The organism is Lysinibacillus sp. NPDC093190 (genome assembly GCF_050280425.1).
Taxonomy (GTDB): Bacteria; Bacillota; Bacilli; order Bacillales_A; family Planococcaceae; genus Lysinibacillus.
On record NZ_JBNNVG010000037.1, the window covers coordinates 1 to 18,017 of the forward strand.

Here is an 18,017-nt window from a genome sequence, read left to right on the forward strand (position 1 = left end):
GTCACAGTGCCAAATGAAAAAAGCGAGGTATTCAACGATTTACTCGTTAAATACCTCGCGATGTGAGAAGGTATAGACTTTTTCAGTGCCCTCCCGAAATGGACACGCTTTTTTAGCTATCTTTAGACATATATACTTCCTCAAATGGTTGAATGATGACAAATCCTTCACCTGAAAACGCCATTTGAATGGATTCACCACTACCACGACCGATAAATGTTCGGAAGCTAATATCTGTTTTAAACTCTGGTGCCAGATTACCTGACCATGCTACTGTGGCATGCGGATCAGTATAGACCGTTTCACCAGGCTTCACTAACAATGTTAACGGTTCGAAATGAGTTGTGATAGCTACCTTCCCTCTTCCTTGTAAGGTTACATTAAACAACCCACCTGACATCACACCTGCCATTTTACGCATTAAATGAATATCCCAATCAATACTTGGCTCAAAGGCAAGTAAATCATTGCCGTTTACACAAATACTTTCATCCTTTAAATCGAAGACCGTTATTTTTTTCCCTTGATCGGCTAAATAAAGTCGCCCCTTACCCTTCGCTTTCATAAGTTGTGTACCTTCGCCTGTTAATGCTTTTTTAAACATTTTACCGAGGCCATGCTCCAGCACACGCTCACGCTCAAATTTTATATCTCCTATATAAGAAATCATCGCGCCCATTTTCGACCAAACCTCGCCATTTAGGTTGACCTCTAATACACGCTCAGTTTCTAACTCGAAATATTCATTTTCGTTGTCGTCTTGCTGTGTTTTATTGATAAATTCATTTAAAGAAAATTTCCCCATATCACATTGCCTCCTTATTTATTTTATATACGTTTTAACATATGAAAAGATTCAATCTAATGAAAGAGGTGATAAAAACAAACAATTGAATTATTAGATGGCTCTATTAAAAAGACTAGCTTTAAGGGAGCGTGATAAAAAACCAGTTTTAGACCGCCCTCTTAAAAATGAACCTCTCATTTGCTTTCCGTTACAAAATTTCTCTTTTGGTAGCGAAATCACTTTATTTACCATAATGATATTGACATCAGACATCTACTGTTATACATTAAACAGAGATTGATCAAGTGTTATATAACAATAGCTACAATAAAAAGACCATACAAGCGTCATGTGCGAAATGACACTCATATGGCCAATACCTTTCAAGTGCGAATTGAAAGTAATATTTATTGTGTAGCGGAGACGTCTCCAACCTTTTGAGAAGCTTCTTTTAATGCTGTTCGTTTACGTACATCTGCACGTAAAGTTAATGAAATAATTAATGACACTGCAATTAAACCTGTAAACACATAGAATACTGGAATATAACTTCCATAAGAGTTTTTAATTGTGCTCACTAAAAGCGGGCCGAAAATACCACCTAATGACCAAGTCGTTAATAAATAACCATGAATAACCCCAAGTTGTTTCGTACCGAATAAATCACTTGCAAATGCAGGTAGATTCGAGAAACCTCCACCATAGCAACTAACAACTAAGAAAATAAGTGCTTGGAAAATAATAACGTTTGTTGTATGTGGTAAGACGATAAATGTAACTAGCTGTGCGATAAAGAAAATTACAAAGACGTTCGAACGACCAATATAGTCAGACACAGCAGCCCATATTAAACGACCACCACCATTAAATAATCCCATTATTCCTACCATTGCTGCGGCTCCCGCAACTGATAATCCTACAATTTCTTGAGCCATTGGAGATGCAACAGAAATCATCATAATACCTGCTGTTACGTTTACTAAATGCATCGACCAAAGCATCCAGAAATGCTTAGTTTTCACAGCTTCACGTGCTGACATGACAGCTAAATCTTTTTTCACTACTTCTTTACCATTATTTGCAGCAGCCTTCATATTCGCTGGCATATAATCAGGTGCAGGCGGTGCTATATATGAAGCCCCTAAAATCATTAACGTGAAATAACTTGCCCCTAAAATAAAGTACGTTGTAGAAATACCCACAGCCTCCATTAAGTTAGCTGCGACTGGCGCTGTAATAAGTGCCCCTGAACCAAATCCAAGTACAGCCATACCTGTTGCTAAACCGCGGCGATCCGGGAACCATTTTACTAATGTCGATACAGGCGCAATATAACCAATACCCATACCCAATCCACTTAGTAAACCATATGTTAACCAGTACAATGTTACGGAATCCATTGAAATCGCTACACCCGCACCAGCTTGTCCTGCCCCAAATAGAACAGCTGCTATCATTGCAGATTTACGTGGCCCCATTTTTTCTACTAAGTTACCAAATAATGCTGCTGAAAAACCAGCAAGCCCCATCATTATTGTGAAAGCAACCGTTACGTTTGTTTCACTCCATCCCATTTCTGTGACAATCGGTAGCTTGTATACACTGTATGCATATGCTCCACCGATCGAAAGGTGAATAGCGATTGCGGATAATGCAATTAACCATCTATTTTTATTCATAATTTCTCTTTTCTCCCCTCTTTTGCTACCTGTGAAAGTTTTATGAACGTCCATGTAAAACAATTTACCACTTAGAATTATTCAAATGCAAGATGTTTTTTTAAAAAATACTATTTCTCCAAAAAGTATTTTATTTTTCACCCTAGTATTCTTATAACGAAAACCCTACAGCCTCTAAGTAAATAGATGTTTATTAAACAAAAACCACAACATTTTTTAGCTAAAATTATTTTTCTACTCTATTATTCAACTCTACATAAATTATCTTGATATAATTAATTTCGTGCATATCTTCACATACATTCAATGTATATTCCACTTTTCCTAACTCTCATAATTTATTCGCATTTCTTTAAAAGATCATAAACATATATTCGTTATGTAGAAATATTTAGAATAAAAGAGAATTTTTAAACTTAAATGAAAGAATTTTTTTCACACAAAAAGGAGCTGAAAAAATAATATTAAACAACACATTTAACTTTTAATGGCTAATCAATTAAATAAATCCAATACACATTATGTATATTTCAATATGAATAATCATTACCCATCCATTTTTATTATTCAAATATATATTTTTTCATTTAAAAAGAATCCTGCACATTCTTATTAGACTTATGGCTAGTCTTGCTTATTAAACTTAAAATAACTAAACCAATCGGTTATAACAAAAACATTTGCTATAGCACACAAGTAAAAACAGTAACTTTTTAGCCAATATTGTTAATAGAATAAAATTCCAATCTAGATTTATTTATGTAAATATCAACACAGTCTTTATTGATTTTAATTTTATTATTTGTTGTTTTAATATCTTAATTCCTATTGTAATCACCATGCTCATCCATAATTTTTGCTAAATGCTCACTCACACAAACACCTCCTATTCCCAATCACACTATAGTCATATCGAAATCTCAGTTGGTTTCAGTAGAAAAAAAGTTTTTATGCAGGTTTTTCACAATAAACAGGGTAAATATAAAAAGACTGTGTCTCAGCACCAAATTTCCGTTCCGATTGTGCGCTTTCCTGGGGGGCTCGGGCTAACAGATGTTTTTTGTGCGAAAGCGTAGTGCTAACGTAGCGACAGCGACACGATGTTAGTCACGAAAGCGTTATCACAGGACGTGATGCTTTTAGCCTTCGTCCCCTACTCGCTTGCGCTCCAGAGTCTCGAGCCAACACGATGTTGGTCACGAAGGAGTTATCACAGGATGTGATGGTTTTAGCCTTCGTTCCTTTATTGCTGATCCCCAATGAGTCGCCTAGTCTCAACTTCGCGACTAATAAAGATCGATAAAATGAAAAAAAGACAGAACCAAAATTTGATTCTGTCTTTAATCATATTGTGAAAAGATCCAACCACCTAGAGTGCTTCCGTTAAGACCCCAGTTCTGTAACAAGTAATCTTAACTTTTTATAGAAGCATGTAATTGTTTGTTTCCTTCATTTATTTAACGACGATATTCACAAGCTTACCTGGAATGACAATGACTTTTACTAAGTTTTTGCCTGCCATATACTCTTGTACTTTGTCATCGGCAAGTGCTACTTTTTCGATTTCTTCTTTTGAAGCATCTTTCGCTACGATGATTTTTGCACGTACTTTACCGGCAACTTGAACCGCGATTTCCACTTCATCATCAACAAGTTTAGACTCATCATATGTTGGCCATTGCACATATGAAAGTGTTTCGCCATGGCCTAATATCTGCCATAACTCTTCAGCAACGTGTGGAACCATTGGAGCTAGCATCTTCACAAAACCTTCAGCGTAAGCTGTTGGAATAACATCCACTTTGTAGCAATCATTGATGAATACCATCATTTGTGAAATAGCTGTATTGAAGCGAATACCTTCGTAATCCTCTGTCACTTTTTTCACAGTTTGATGATATGATTTTTCAAGAGTTTTGTCATCAGAAGGTTGAATTTTCGCTGCGATTGCACCATCTTCTTCATTGACAAATAGACGCCAAATACGATCTAAGAAGCGACGTGCCCCGTCCAAGCCATTTGTTGACCATGCAACAGATGCTTCAAGTGGACCCATAAACATTTCATATAGACGTAAAGTATCCGCACCGTGTGAAGAAATGATTTCATCAGGGTTAACGACATTGCCTTTTGATTTAGACATTTTTTCATTACCTTCACCAAGAATCATCCCTTGGTTAAATAATTTGTGGAATGGCTCTTTCGTGTGTACAACACCTAAATCGTATAATACTTTGTGCCAGAAGCGAGCGTATAGTAAGTGTAGTACTGCATGCTCTGCCCCTCCGATATAAATATCAACTGGTAACCAACGTTTCAGTAACTCAGGATCTGCAATTGCTTCTTTATTTGTTGGGTCAATATATCGTATGAAGTACCAGCTAGAACCTGCCCACTGTGGCATTGTGTTCGTTTCGCGTCGACCTTTTTTGCCTGTTTCAGGATCAACAACATTTACCCACTCAGAGATATTCGCTAATGGCGATTCACCAGTGCCTGAAGGACGAATATTATCTGTTTTTGGAAGCATTAATGGTAATTCTGATTCCGGTACTGGCGTCGTTGTACCATCTTCCCAATGAATCATAGGGATTGGCTCACCCCAGTAACGTTGACGAGAGAATAACCAATCGCGAAGACGGTAAGAGATTTTCTTCTCTCCTACGCCTTTTTCCTCAAGCCATTCAATTGCCTTAGCAATACCGTCCTCTTTGTTTAAGCCATCAAGGAAGTCAGAGTTAATGTGCTTACCATCTCCTGTGAATGCTTCTTTACTAATGTCTCCACCTTCAAGAACAGGGATAATTTCTAAGCCAAATTCTGTTGCGAATTCATAGTCGCGCTCATCATGTGCTGGAACCGCCATAATTGCACCTGTACCATATGATACTAATACGTAGTCTGCAATCCAAATCGGCATTTTTTTACCGTTAATCGGATTCACTGCATAGGCACCTGTGAATACGCCTGTTTTTTCTTTCGCTAAATCTGTACGCTCTAAATCAGATTTCATTTTTACTTTATCTAAATAAGCTTCAACAGCTTGACGTTGTTCGGCAGTTGTAATTTGCTCCACTAATTGATGTTCAGGTGCAACAACACAGTATGTAGCACCAAATAATGTATCAGGACGAGTTGTAAACACTGTGAAGTTTTCATCTGTGCCTTCTATACTAAATGTTACTTCTGCACCTTCCGAACGACCAATCCAGTTACGTTGCATATCCTTAATAGACTCTGGCCAATCAACTTCCTCTAAGTCATCGATTAAACGATCAGCATAGGCAGTAATTTTAAGCATCCATTGCTTCATCGGACGACGTTCTACAGGATGACTACCACGCTCTGATTTTCCATCAATAACTTCTTCGTTTGCAAGTACTGTTCCAAGTGCTGGACACCAGTTTACAGCTACTTCATCTACATAGGCTAAGCCTTTTTTATAAAGTTGGATAAAGATCCATTGTGTCCATTTATAATATTCTGGATCTGTTGTGTTAATTTCACGATCCCAATCATAGCTAAAGCCTAGCTCTTGGATTTGACGCTTGAATGTCGCAATATTTTTCGCTGTAAATTCTGCTGGGTCATTTCCTGTATCAAGTGCATATTGTTCAGCTGGTAGACCGAATGCATCCCAACCCATAGGATGTAGGACGTTATAGCCTTGCATGCGCTTGAAGCGTGAAAGGATGTCTGTTGCTGTGTAGCCCTCCGGATGTCCTACATGAAGGCCTGCACCAGATGGGTATGGGAACATATCTAACGCATAAAATTTTGGTTTTTCTGTTTCATTTTCAGTTTTGAAAGTTTTATTATCAGCCCAATATTGCTGCCACTTTTTTTCGATTTGTTGATGATTAAAACTCATTATTTTTCCTCCTTTAAATGTGTCATGCTTTTCACCTTAAGAATTGACAAAATATTTAAAAAATAAAAAAACTCGTCCCTTTCTTTGTCAGAAAGGGACGAGAGAATTCGTATCTCCCGCGGTACCACCCAAATTAGTGATCACACTCGGCTCTAGCTTCCTTAACGCGGAAGGAACGGCACGCGTTATTTTCACGCGGGCAGACTCAGAAGGCGAGTTCAATTTGCTTTCCTACTAGCTCCCACCAACCGCTAGCTCTCTAAAAAGAACCACAAATTTACTATTCCTCATCATTGTCTTTACATGTATTGCATTTATTCTAATGGAAAGTACTGAAAAGCACAAGACTTTGTTTACATACTACCCATTTTTTGAACAATTCAATCCCTTTAAAGGTAGCAATACCCGGAATAATATAGGTTCAGAGAACACCCCAGTACGAAAATGCCTACAGGGATTAATTCCTTTTCCTATTGTCCTTTTATTCGTCTACACAATTGAACTTCCATTATTTTAAACTACAAGAAAGCTCCGTAAAAATAACCCCTAGCGCATAAGCACCCGCATCCGGATAACCTAAACTCCTTTCACCAACTGTACCAGCACGGCCCATTCGAGCAACGATTTCTTTTGTATATTCTGCTCCTTTAACAGCAGCATTTGCTCCTTTTTCAAAAGCTGTTTTAAAATCCGCACCAGCTGCAGCGCTTTCTGTCCAAACATTCACACAAGGTACAAGCGCATCTACAAGTGTTTTATCGCCTACCTCTGCCCCTCTTCCGAAAGAGCGTTCACCGATAGACTGTATACCTTTAAGCGCAGCTTGTAACATTTCAGCAAACTCTCCGACTGTTAATTTCATTTTTCCTTCTACAGCTCTACCTGCAGCTCGGAAAGCCCCGCCCCAAATTGGACCAGAAGCTCCTCCGCAATGTTCCATAATTATCATAGAACACGCATCAAGGAAAGTTCCAATATTTAAATGTTCCTGACCTAGAATCGAGCTCCATTCTCGTTTTAATTGTTTAAATCCTTTAGCAACGCTCATTCCGAAATCGCCATCACCTGCATGGGTATCCAATTCGCAGAAAGGCACTTCGTTCTTAATAATAATTTCGCTCATTTTATCTACAAGATATATCATATTATTTAATGTGATTACCTCACTCTTGATGATAGCGTGTTCTTCCGCTGTTTCCGTCTCAAAGAAAACTTGCTTCTCTTCTACGTGGTCATTAATATCTACGTATTCAACACTCTCGACTGGTCCATCTACTTTAAATGCAGGTGTATTACATTCTTTCGATAGTAATGTTTTCAGCTCATCATCTAGTTTCATTACTGTTAGAGAAATCCCAGCCATATCAATACTTGTCATGTAATTGCCGACAAACGTTCTATTAATTCGTATATTTCTTTTACTCAACTCTCTAGTCACTGCATTGTTAAACAGATAAAGTTCTTGAAGCGGTGTACCGCCGAAACCATTTACTAGAACAGCAATCTCAGCATTTTCATCTAGTCCTAAATCTTTCATAAGGTCATTTGTCATGCGAAAGGCTAATTCATCTGCAGTCATCATTTTTTCCCGTTTTCTTCCTGGTTCTCCATGAATACCGACGCCATATTCCATCTCATCTTCACCCAATCTGAAAGTTGGGGATCCACTAGCCGGAACCGTACAGGAAGTTAGTGCTAGACCAATTGTTCGAACATTTGCCGCTGCTTTTTCCGCTACAGCTTTGACCTGCAGCAAATCCATACCTTCTTCTGCTGCCGCACCAACGATTTTATGCACTAACACAACTCCCGCAACGCCGCGGCGTCCTACTGTATAAAGACTATCTTCCACTGCAATATCATCATCTACGCGGACGTACTCTACTTGAATGCCATCCTCAGTAGCTAAGTGAGCACCATTTTTAAAGTTCATAATATCTCCGCTGTAATTTTTAATAATGAGCAGTGTACCTTTTTTACTTGCTGTAGCTTTAATTGCTTGATATACCTGTATTTGTGACGGAGAAGCAAAGACGTCACCGCACACCGCAGCATCCAGCATTCCTTTTCCTACTAACCCCGCATGTGCAGGTTCATGTCCACTACCGCCACCACTAATTAAAGTTACCTTATTTTCATTCATTTCTTTTTTCTTAATTACTTTATATTTTTTTAACAACTCAAGTTCCGGATGAGCCATAACCATCCCATTGCACATTTCCATAACAAGTGTTTCAGGTTGATTCATAATTTTTTTCATTTTTATTCCTCCCCTGTAAGTTCTGTTACATTATTCGCAGCCTATTCGTATTCATACTTTCATAATTATAATAATTCTTAAGGACGGTTTCTGCCATGATCATACACTTCTGAATTAGCTATTTCAGCAGATGTTTAGACACCCTCTGAAAGAAGTTAAAGGCGTATTCTTATTAACTATAGTAAAATGAAAGCGTTTTATGACAGAATGAACGATTTGTCTAAAGGCACTCATGTCACAATAACGAATAAAATTGTGGGGATGGTTATAATGATCTCCCAGACAGTGCATCTCCTACCTAACTTCTCTGCTTTCGCTAAAATTTTGAGGCGGGAGATTTGTACCTGACGCTTCGCTTTCGGTATAGATAAATTACTGCCCGTTAACGTGGGATAAAGTGAAACTTTAAGCAGTGGGGATTTTCTCCATCCCCACTGCTTATTAGTCTTCACCAATCGGGCGTTTACGGGCAGTTTATCTCCCAGATAACTTACTGCCCGTTAACGCGGGATAATTCCTGACATTCACGAAAAGCAAAATGCTGACATCCAATGCATTTATTTGTATCTAAATAGCTTAAAGCTTTATTAATTGCCTCTCCTGTATGATGATAGAAATTCTCTTCACCAATTTCAGCATATAAGCCGTTGTTTTGTAGTGCTAATTTTAATTCATCTTGCACACCTGTAACTAAAATGGTACCACCCTGTGCTTCAAAATTCCGAATGATATTACCGAAATATGCCTCACCAGTTGAATCCATAAAAGGAACTTTACTCATGCGTAATATCAAAACTTTTTGTTGTTGATGAATAGAACTTACAATTGCCTGCTCAAAAGTTTGGGCTGCACCAAAGAAAAGTGGGCCCTCAATTGTATAAATACTAATTTGTGGACAGTCACGCTTCTGATGAACAACATGTGATTGCATCTTTCCGCTCTTTAACGAATGGTCTGGTAATACTTTTGTTACTACAAGCTTTTCGCTCATACGCTTCGCAAATAATACAACTGCTAATACAAGCCCTACCTCTACAGCTAATGTTAAACTTGTAAAAACCGTAAGAAGAAACGTAATGATTAAAACGAGGGAATCTCCTGATTTTAATTTAACGATGTGCGCAAAATGCTTTTGCTCACTCATATTCCAAGCTACAACCATTAAAACTGGAGCCATACTTGCTAATGGAATATGTGAAGCAAAGGGCGCTAATAATAATAAAGTGACTAATACAAATACACCGTGAATAATACCTGATATTGGTGATACTGCACCTGTTTTAATATTTGTCGCAGTACGAGCAATAGCCCCTGTTGCAGGGATCCCTCCAAAGAAAGGAGTGACGATATTAGCAATTCCTTGACCAACAAGTTCTCGATTACTATTATGTTTTGTATTTGTCATTCCATCTGCTACCACTGCAGATAGAAGTGATTCAATTCCACCAAGCATGGCAATCACAAACGCTGGTCCAATAAGTAGCTGAATTCGTTCTAATGTGATGTCCGGAACGGCAAAATTAGGTAATGTATTTGGAATTTGACCATAGGCTGTTGCTATTGTGGCCACTTGTTCAGAAAAAAAGAACGTTGCAACTAATGTAGAAACAACAATGCCTGCTAACGCCCCTGGAACTTTGGGTAAAACTTTCGGTGTTATTAAAATAATGATAAGACTAATGATTGCCGTTAAAATACTATAAAAGTTTGTCGTACCAATATGCAGAACAATTTCTTTTACATTGTCAATAAAATACTCATGTCTTTTTATATTAGTCAAACCTAAAAAATTGGCAATTTGGCCTGTAAAGATAATAACTGCAATTCCTGCTGTAAAACCTATTGTCACGGGTCGAGGGAGAAATTTTATTAATGAGCCAAGCTTAAACAAGCCCATTAGACACAAAATAACCCCTGCCATTAATCCAGCGATAAGTAAGTTTTCATAGCCATATGAAATGACTACCCCTAACAGAATTGGCACAAACGCACCTGTAGGGCCTCCGATTTGAAACTTCGAACCACCAAAAAGAGAAATAAGTATTCCAGCAATAAAAGCTGTATATATTCCATACTCAGGCTTAACACCTGACGCAATAGCAAAGGACATTGCCAGCGGTATTGCCACAATCCCGACAATAATCCCTGAAATTAAATCTTTCTTCAAATGATGAACAGAATATCCTTCATATCGTCCTGTAAACAGTGACTTCATCTATAAATCTTCCCTTCAAAATAATAAGCAAGGTAAATGTTTCATAAGAACTCAGTCTACAAAATTTACATATCCTCTTCATTATTTTCGTTAATAGTCATTTCTTCTAATCTTGAAATTGTATTTATCAAATGATTGTTGAAAATATCCTTTGCAACACCAAGTAATTCTCCAATCATCGGATCACTTAAAGAATAGTAAACTTTTTTCCCCTCTTTCGTCCCATGCACAATATTTTTGCCTCGTAATACACTTAATTGCTGAGAAACAGCTGAGCCCTCTTTTTCTAAGCAGCTTTGAATTTCATTGACATTTTTTTTACCATCTACTAGTAATTCTAGAATTCTAATTCGTAATGGATGTGCTAAAGCTTTAAAAAAATCTGCCTTAAATTGCTGCAAGCCCTCTTCCACATAAATCCCTCCAAGCATCATATTCATATATTCAAATATTTGAATATGTATGATAGATTGTACGCTAATATATGTTAACTTTCAATATCAAACATTAAAAAACGAGCAAAAAACGTGTTTCCCACACAGTTTTTGCTCGTTTTGAAAATATTTTTGTTAAATTCAACTATTAATCTGTCACTGTTTTATTCTTTCGTAAAGGATAATCATAGATAAGACATGGAATAATCGCAAACAATACTATAATTACTAGGATTAATACAAGTACAATCATGCCAAACTGATCGACCATAATACCGCCAAACAGGGGACCAATCATACGACCAGTTGTTGCTGCACTATTAATAATTCCTTGATAAAAGCCCTGACGTCCTTTTGGTGCAAGCTGATTGGCGATGGTAGGTAAAGCAGGTGTATAAAACATTTCACCAAAAGTTAGCACAACCATCGCTGCTCCAAACATTTTAAAATCACTTGCAAATGCAATGATTCCAAAGGATATTGCGATAAGGATAACGCCAAATACTAATTGACGCTTCAATTTATTTTCCCAACGTTTCACTAGCGGCGCAATTAGCGGTTGCCCTAAAACGATAAGTAGACCATTAATAGTCCAAAGTAAGCTGTACTGTTTCAATCCTAATCCTAGATCTTGCGTATAGGAAGAAATAGTCGCACTCCATTGTGAATAAGCTAGCCAGCATAGTACTGAGGAAGAACTTATAATTAATAATGCATAAAACGGCGCTTTATTTATAATTCGCTTACTTTCACCCACGACATTCTTCGGTGCAATGCTCCCCGCTTCTAATCGTTTAAAAGTAAAAAACGCTATAAAAAAGAACAAAATATACATAGCTAAGTTGACCTTAAAAACGTAGTCAAATTTATAATCAGCAACAACGCCGGCAAGTGCAGGACCAATTGCTACTCCTAAATTTTGAGCTAAATAAATTGCGTTAAAGGCCTTTCGTCCACCCTCAGGCCACGCAGTTCCAGCTAAAGCAAACATTCCTGGGAAAACAATACCTCCACTAAAGCCAAGAATCGTTAAAATCCACACATAATGTGGCCAGCCGTGCCAAATCGTTAAAGCAATTAATGAGGCAATCGTCAAAAGAATGCCCAACATTGTTGATTTATAGCCACCTATTCTATCAAATAAATAACCACCTAAGAGATTCCCTAATACGCCAGCAGCAGAATTCAACATCAACACAAAGCCCGCCATCGCAAGTGACTTCCCTAAATAATCGTGCATATAAATGGCGTTTAAAGGCCATAAAAACGAGTTGCCCGTCGTATTCACAAGCATTCCGATAATTAAAAACCAAACACTTTTTGGCATAGAATGTCCTCCATTATTTCGCTACTCTAAATAGTTAGTTTATGTTGAAAAATACAAAAGCACAAGAAAAATAATTTTACTCTTTTTACATAGGCTTAAGAATATTTTTTGTGTAGTTTTTTTCGGTCCTCCTCATGATTTACTCTGGTCGATGTACTTTTCGCTTGGCTTCCCTCCTCATTCGATCAGGTCATTCACATAATATTAAATTCTTCCCTCATGACGGAAGCACTAGCACGTGATAAAATATAGTGTTAGAGGAGTGAAATAAATGACAGAAACAAACTTTCCTTTTCCTTCAGATGGGAAAAGATATTATACATGGAATCGTTATTTACGTGAGCAATTTGGTCATAAAGTTTTTAAAGTAGCATTAGACGCAGGCTTTGACTGCCCAAATCGTGATGGTACAGTTGCATTCGGAGGTTGTACGTTTTGTAGTGCAGCAGGTTCTGGTGATTTTGCAGGCAATAAAGTTGATCCTATCGAGGTACAATTTGCTGAAATTCGTGACAAAATGCATCAAAAATGGAAGGACGGCAAATACATGGCCTACTTCCAGGCGTATACAAATACACATGCACCACTACCAGTATTAAAAGAAAAATTTGAAGCAGCCTTAGCCCAAGAAGGTGTTGTTGGATTATCCATCGCGACGCGCCCAGATTGTCTGCCAGATGATGTAGTTGAATATTTAGCTGAATTAAACGAGCGCACCTATTTATGGATTGAGCTCGGACTTCAAACTGTGCATGAAAAAACAGCAAATCTTATCAACCGTGCCCATGATTATGCAACCTATGTGGAAGGTGTTGAAAAGCTACGAAAGCATGGTATTCGTGTTTGCTCGCACATTATTAACGGCCTTCCTCTTGAAGACTCTGACATGATGATGGAAACTGCTCGTGAAGTTGCAAAGCTTGATGTACAAGGTATTAAAATTCATTTACTGCACCTTTTAAAGGGTACACCAATGGTTAAGCAATATGAAAAGGGCATGTTAGAATTTTTAGATCAGGACGTTTATACAAAACTTGTAGCAGATCAACTTGAAATTCTACCACCAGATATGGTTATTCACCGTATCACAGGCGATGGACCAATTGATTTAATGATTGGCCCAATGTGGAGCGTTAATAAATGGGAAGTATTAAATGGAATTGATGCTGAGCTTGAACGCCGTGGAAGCTGGCAAGGGAAATTTTATAATGCTGAGGTTACGAAATGAAGCTACAACGCGTTTTACAGTATGCACAACAGCTAATAGAGGATACAGTTGAAGTGGGCGACACTGTAGTGGATGCCACAGCAGGAAACGGCCACGACACATTATTTTTAGCACAACTTGTCGGTGATGAAGGTCAAGTATACGCCTTTGATGTTCAAAAGAGCGCTGTTGATGCAACTCTCCATCGCCTTTTAGATAATGGCTTAGAGCATCGTGCACTTGTTTTACATAGAGGGCATGAAGAAGTAGCCAACTATGTCCATAAGCCAGTAACTGCTGCAATTTTTAATCTTGGTTATTTGCCTGGTAGTAATCACGACATCATTACACAGCCAAATACTACGTTACAAGCGATTGAAGATTTGCTAAAGCTGCTCAAAATCGGTGGTCTTATTGTCCTTGTCATTTATCACGGTCATCAGGGAGGTAAGGAAGAACGAGATGCTGTGATAGAATATGTCAGTCAACTTCCCCAAAAATATGTACATGTATTAAAATACGAGTTTCTAAATCAACAAAATGATCCACCATTTGTGATTGCTTTGGAAAAAATGAAAGATTATTCGTTAAGTTAGTTAGAACGTTTCAATATTAAAATTTATTGAAGGCATGATTCCGAAAGCGCATCGGAATCATGCCTTTTAACTTCTTTCAGCAACTATTTTCTGTAACGAAAGTGAAACGGCAGTTACTGTTTTGGTAGAAAAAGCAAAGCGACAGGTACAGAAGTCTCCTACCTCTATAGGTGGTGAGATTGCCGAGGCATAATTGATTTTAGAAAAGAAAATATCCCCCGATGGCGCGGGGGATAGGGAGGAGTACTTATTCTTTACTTTCATGTCAAATTACCTTAATTAACTTAGCTAGTTAGATTTTAAAAGTGTTTGTTGTTTCATTGCATCCACATATCGTTGATTGACCTTATCCCAATCGATAGTATTCCACCAATTCGTAACAAATTCAGGGCGACGATTTTGATATTTCAAATAATATGCATGCTCCCATACATCAATAACGAGTAGAGGAATTTTCCCTTCTTTTAAAGGTGTGTCTTGGTTAGCTGTACTCATAATGGTTAATTGTTCGCCATCCAGCACTAGCCATCCATATCCACTTCCAAAGCGAGTAATGGCTGCTTTAGAAAGCTGATCCTGAAAATTATCAAACGTTTTAAAATAATAATCAATCGCCTTTCCAATATCAGCATTTGCCCCACCACCACCATTGGGATTCATCAAATCCCAAAATAAACTGTGGCAATAGTGTCCTCCACCATTATTTTGTACAGCTGTTTGAATGTCAGCTGGAAGCACATCAAGATTGCTTAATAAATCTTCCAACGACTGATTTTGTAAATCCTTATGACCTTCTAAGGCCGCATTTAAATTATTAACATACGTAGCATGATGCTTTGAATGATGAATTTCTAACGTTCTAGCATCAATATAGGGCTCCAACTGATCATAATCATATGATAGTTTCGGTAAATGGAACACGGTCATTTTTTCACCCCCTCCCAAAAAAAGTTTCTTAAAGGAAAGATAATTTCCTTAAGACAAAATATACCTTCTTTTTCTATTGCCGTCAATAGAAATTTTTTATAAAACAAAAAAGCTATCTAATAGAATAAAAATCTATTAAATAGCTTTCTAGTTATTGTCTATTTATTTTTACGTTTTTCATTATAATCTACCCAGAAATCTGCACCTTTAATTCCTAGTTTACGAGGATCAAAAACAGGATCTTTTCCTTCTTTTTTCTGTTTCTCATAATCCTTTAATGCGACTATAGCAGGCTTCATAATAATTAAAATCGCTATAACGTTAATCCAAACCATTAAGCCCAATCCAACATCCCCCATAGCCCAAGCAAGGTCGGATGTGCGGATAGTACCGTAAAACGAAGCAATTAAAATTGCAAATTTCGCCAGCCAAATGACGACTTTTTCTGTAGTTCCTGAGAATAAATAAGCCACGTTTGTTTCGGCAATGTAGTAGTATGCCATAATTGTCGTAAAAGCAAAGAAGAATAAGGCAATTGCTACGAATGGTCCCCCAAAACCTGGTAGTGAAGAATCGACTGCATATTGTGTAAAGGCTGCACCTTCTTTAATACTTTTCGCAAATGTTATTTGTTCTTCTCCAGTTAATCCGCCTTTATTGAAATCACCAACATGAACATATGAATCAGCGCCACCTGCTGCTTTTTCATCGTGCACATTATACATACCAGTAAACAAAATCATAAACGCTGTAGCTGAACAAATTAATAATGTATCAATGTACACAGATGCTGCTTGTACGATACCTTGTTTAGCAGGGTGTGATACTTCTGCTGCTGCTGCTGGATGCGCACCTGTCCCTTGACCTGCCTCATTTGAATAAATACCGCGTTTAACCCCCCATGCAATAGCGGAGCCAATAATACCACCAAAGATTTCATGTGCACCAAATGCACTAGAAAAAATTAATGAAAACACAGCTGGTACTTCTTTAATATTCATCGCAATAATGATGATGGCCATCAAAATATATGCTAATGCCATAAACGGTACAATGATCTGTGCAGCATTGGCAATCCATTTAATCCCACCGATAATAATAGTACCTAATAATACAACAATAATAAGTCCTGTAATCCACGTCTTAACATCGAAAGCGTTTTCAACCGCTGTCGCAATTGCATTCGATTGAACACCCGGCATCAAAACTAACATGGCAGCTAATGCGGCAACAGCAAAAATAACTGCAAACCACTTTTGCCCCATTCCTTTTTCTATGTAAAAAGCTGGCCCACCACGATATTCTGTATCTTTCTCTTCTTTATAAATTTGAGCCAATGTCGACTCAACGTAAGCAGTTGCCGCACCGATAAATGCGATTGCCCACATCCAAAAAACAGCACCAGGTCCCCCCATTCCAATTGCTGTAGCTGTACCGGCAATATTACCTGTACCTACTCGACCAGATAATGCGATAGACATCGCTTGGAAAGATGAAATCCCCTTTTCTGATTTTTCGCCTTTAAACATTAAAACAAACATATCTTTAATGTGTCTTACTTGTAGGAACCGTGTAATGATCGAAAAAAAGAGCCCTATTAACAAAATGCCATAAATAAACCACGGTCCCCATAAAATCTCATTAATTTTCCCAACGATTGCTTCCATTTTACCCCTCCAATTAGAAAAATAATACTTTGAGTCATTATAGTATTACATTTTTCAGAAAATTACAATATTATATTCGAGTAACAAAAAGTTAGTAATTTTTCTAGTTAATTGGAGAGGTAATTCACTATTCAATTATATAGCCAATTCTTCGAAGAGCATTATTAATAAAATCACGTATATAAACAAAAATCTCGTCACGCTCTACTTCATGAAATAGATTATGATAACAGTTTGCCCATTCTTTGAATTGAAACTCTGTAAATTCCATCTGATGTAGCCAGTTACGTGTTTGTTTAGTTTCAGTAATATTATCTTTTTCAGCTGTCATAACTAACATAGGCATATTAGGGAATTCAGCCTTAGGCAATAACACTAAATTGCGCATCATTTGCTGTAGTTCTCGATACCATTTCACTGAAACGACTGACGAAAAAGGAACCTCATCCTTCATCTCATCTCTACCTTCTAAACTGCGCGTTAATGATTCTAATGTAATTTCATGGGTCAGCTTCACATTTGCAGTCAGGGCACTTAAACTAGTTAAAGCATTTGATAGTTTACCTGGCAATAGCTTTAAATGAAGCCAAGGTGAAGTTAAGATAATCCCTGCGCATTCATATTTTCGTTTTTGCATGGTATGTAGTAATAGTGTCGCACCAAGCCCATGTCCTATAAAAAAGACAGGTAAATTATACGAAAAAGCATTCTCCATTAAATGCCTTGTATATTTGTTGTATTCTTTAAAATCTTCATCGTGAACACGAGAAAATCCTACATTTACTCCATGGTTAGGTAAATCCCCCATGACTATGTGGAAGCCTTCCAATCTAAGTTTTTCTATAAGCCATGCATACCATCGGTGATTTTCATATGCACCATGAAAAATAGCAACCACAGCCTTTGCTTGTCCATCAGCTTCCCATTTCCACATTTCACATAGTCCTCCTAAAAAAATAATTACACAATGATTATATCGGAATATCTAGCTCATTTTAATTTTATATTTCCATCAAGTTGCGTATTTGATACGATAATATTACATCA

Annotated in this window: 12 protein-coding genes and 1 other annotated feature; of the genes, 2 read left to right on the top strand and 10 right to left on the bottom strand. The window is 37.5% G+C overall.

Annotated features, from left to right (window positions below):
• Positions 1 to 112: 112 nt before the first annotated feature.
• The 7 genes from ACQKOF_RS21700 to ACQKOF_RS21730 all read right to left on the bottom strand — a co-directional run bounded on the left by ACQKOF_RS21700 (position 113) and on the right by ACQKOF_RS21730 (position 12,573).
• The gene (locus ACQKOF_RS21700) at positions 113 to 805 is read right to left on the bottom strand and encodes an AIM24 family protein (protein WP_053485054.1); all 693 of its coding nucleotides are present in this window, start codon (positions 803 to 805) and stop codon (positions 113 to 115) included.
• A gap of 389 nt (positions 806 to 1,194) precedes the next feature.
• Positions 1,195 to 2,466, bottom strand: a complete 1,272-nt coding sequence (locus ACQKOF_RS21705) for an L-lactate MFS transporter (RefSeq protein ID WP_427561636.1) — start codon at positions 2,464 to 2,466, stop codon at positions 1,195 to 1,197.
• Positions 2,467 to 3,919: 1,453 nt separating this feature from the next.
• Positions 3,920 to 6,337 (bottom strand): leucine--tRNA ligase, encoded by a 2,418-nt coding sequence (gene leuS, locus ACQKOF_RS21710; protein WP_427561639.1) that lies wholly within the window; start codon positions 6,335 to 6,337, stop codon positions 3,920 to 3,922.
• Between the two features lie 90 nt (positions 6,338 to 6,427).
• Positions 6,428 to 6,640: a binding site (T-box leader), on the bottom strand.
• A gap of 205 nt (positions 6,641 to 6,845) precedes the next feature.
• On the bottom strand, positions 6,846 to 8,597 hold the full coding sequence (dhaK, locus tag ACQKOF_RS21715) for a dihydroxyacetone kinase subunit DhaK (protein WP_427561642.1): 1,752 nt from the start codon (positions 8,595 to 8,597) through the stop codon (positions 6,846 to 6,848).
• Positions 8,598 to 9,087: 490 nt separating this feature from the next.
• Positions 9,088 to 10,812 (bottom strand): SulP family inorganic anion transporter, encoded by a 1,725-nt coding sequence (locus ACQKOF_RS21720; RefSeq protein WP_427561645.1) that lies wholly within the window; start codon positions 10,810 to 10,812, stop codon positions 9,088 to 9,090.
• 65 nt (positions 10,813 to 10,877) lie between these two features.
• Entirely contained in the window at positions 10,878 to 11,225 is a 348-nt protein-coding gene (locus ACQKOF_RS21725; RefSeq protein WP_370045046.1) for an ArsR/SmtB family transcription factor, read from the bottom strand.
• A 169-nt stretch (positions 11,226 to 11,394) separates the two neighbouring features.
• The gene (locus ACQKOF_RS21730; protein ID WP_370045045.1) at positions 11,395 to 12,573 is read right to left on the bottom strand and encodes an MDR family MFS transporter; all 1,179 of its coding nucleotides are present in this window, start codon (positions 12,571 to 12,573) and stop codon (positions 11,395 to 11,397) included.
• Between the two features lie 271 nt (positions 12,574 to 12,844).
• Here ACQKOF_RS21730 and ACQKOF_RS21735 point away from each other — a divergent pair, with 271 nt between their 5' ends.
• Complete coding sequence (locus ACQKOF_RS21735) at positions 12,845 to 13,801, top strand: TIGR01212 family radical SAM protein (protein WP_427561648.1); 957 nt, start codon at positions 12,845 to 12,847, stop codon at positions 13,799 to 13,801.
• On the top strand, positions 13,798 to 14,376 hold the full coding sequence (locus tag ACQKOF_RS21740) for a class I SAM-dependent methyltransferase (protein WP_427561651.1): 579 nt from the start codon (positions 13,798 to 13,800) through the stop codon (positions 14,374 to 14,376). The genes ACQKOF_RS21735 and ACQKOF_RS21740 overlap by 4 nt, the downstream gene beginning before the upstream one ends.
• 288 nt (positions 14,377 to 14,664) lie before the next feature.
• On the opposite strand, the gene ACQKOF_RS21745 is transcribed toward ACQKOF_RS21740, so the two are convergent.
• From ACQKOF_RS21745 to ACQKOF_RS21755, 3 genes are all read right to left on the bottom strand, one after another.
• The gene (locus tag ACQKOF_RS21745) at positions 14,665 to 15,303 is read right to left on the bottom strand and encodes a superoxide dismutase (RefSeq protein WP_427561654.1); all 639 of its coding nucleotides are present in this window, start codon (positions 15,301 to 15,303) and stop codon (positions 14,665 to 14,667) included.
• Positions 15,304 to 15,461: 158 nt separating this feature from the next.
• Positions 15,462 to 16,970, bottom strand: a complete 1,509-nt coding sequence (locus tag ACQKOF_RS21750; protein ID WP_427561657.1) for an alanine/glycine:cation symporter family protein — start codon at positions 16,968 to 16,970, stop codon at positions 15,462 to 15,464.
• Positions 16,971 to 17,097: 127 nt separating this feature from the next.
• Positions 17,098 to 17,904 (bottom strand): alpha/beta hydrolase, encoded by an 807-nt coding sequence (locus ACQKOF_RS21755; protein ID WP_427561659.1) that lies wholly within the window; start codon positions 17,902 to 17,904, stop codon positions 17,098 to 17,100.
• Positions 17,905 to 18,017 lie beyond the last annotated feature (113 nt).

Excerpts from the sequence above, each read along its gene's own strand:
- ACQKOF_RS21700 (WP_053485054.1), bottom strand. The coding sequence starts at position 805 with ATGGGGAAATTTTCTTTAAATGAATTTATCAATAAAACACAGCAAGAC.
- ACQKOF_RS21705 (WP_427561636.1), bottom strand. The coding sequence starts at position 2,466 with ATGAATAAAAATAGATGGTTAATTGCATTATCCGCAATCGCTATTCAC.
- leuS (WP_427561639.1), bottom strand. The coding sequence starts at position 6,337 with ATGAGTTTTAATCATCAACAAATCGAAAAAAAGTGGCAGCAATATTGG.
- dhaK (WP_427561642.1), bottom strand. The coding sequence starts at position 8,597 with ATGAAAAAAATTATGAATCAACCTGAAACACTTGTTATGGAAATGTGC.
- ACQKOF_RS21720 (WP_427561645.1), bottom strand. The coding sequence starts at position 10,812 with ATGAAGTCACTGTTTACAGGACGATATGAAGGATATTCTGTTCATCAT.
- ACQKOF_RS21730 (WP_370045045.1), bottom strand. The coding sequence starts at position 12,573 with ATGCCAAAAAGTGTTTGGTTTTTAATTATCGGAATGCTTGTGAATACG.
- ACQKOF_RS21735 (WP_427561648.1), top strand. The coding sequence starts at position 12,845 with ATGACAGAAACAAACTTTCCTTTTCCTTCAGATGGGAAAAGATATTAT.
- ACQKOF_RS21740 (WP_427561651.1), top strand. The coding sequence starts at position 13,798 with ATGAAGCTACAACGCGTTTTACAGTATGCACAACAGCTAATAGAGGAT.
- ACQKOF_RS21745 (WP_427561654.1), bottom strand. The coding sequence starts at position 15,303 with ATGACCGTGTTCCATTTACCGAAACTATCATATGATTATGATCAGTTG.
- ACQKOF_RS21750 (WP_427561657.1), bottom strand. The coding sequence starts at position 16,970 with ATGGAAGCAATCGTTGGGAAAATTAATGAGATTTTATGGGGACCGTGG.
- ACQKOF_RS21755 (WP_427561659.1), bottom strand. The coding sequence starts at position 17,904 with ATGTGGAAATGGGAAGCTGATGGACAAGCAAAGGCTGTGGTTGCTATT.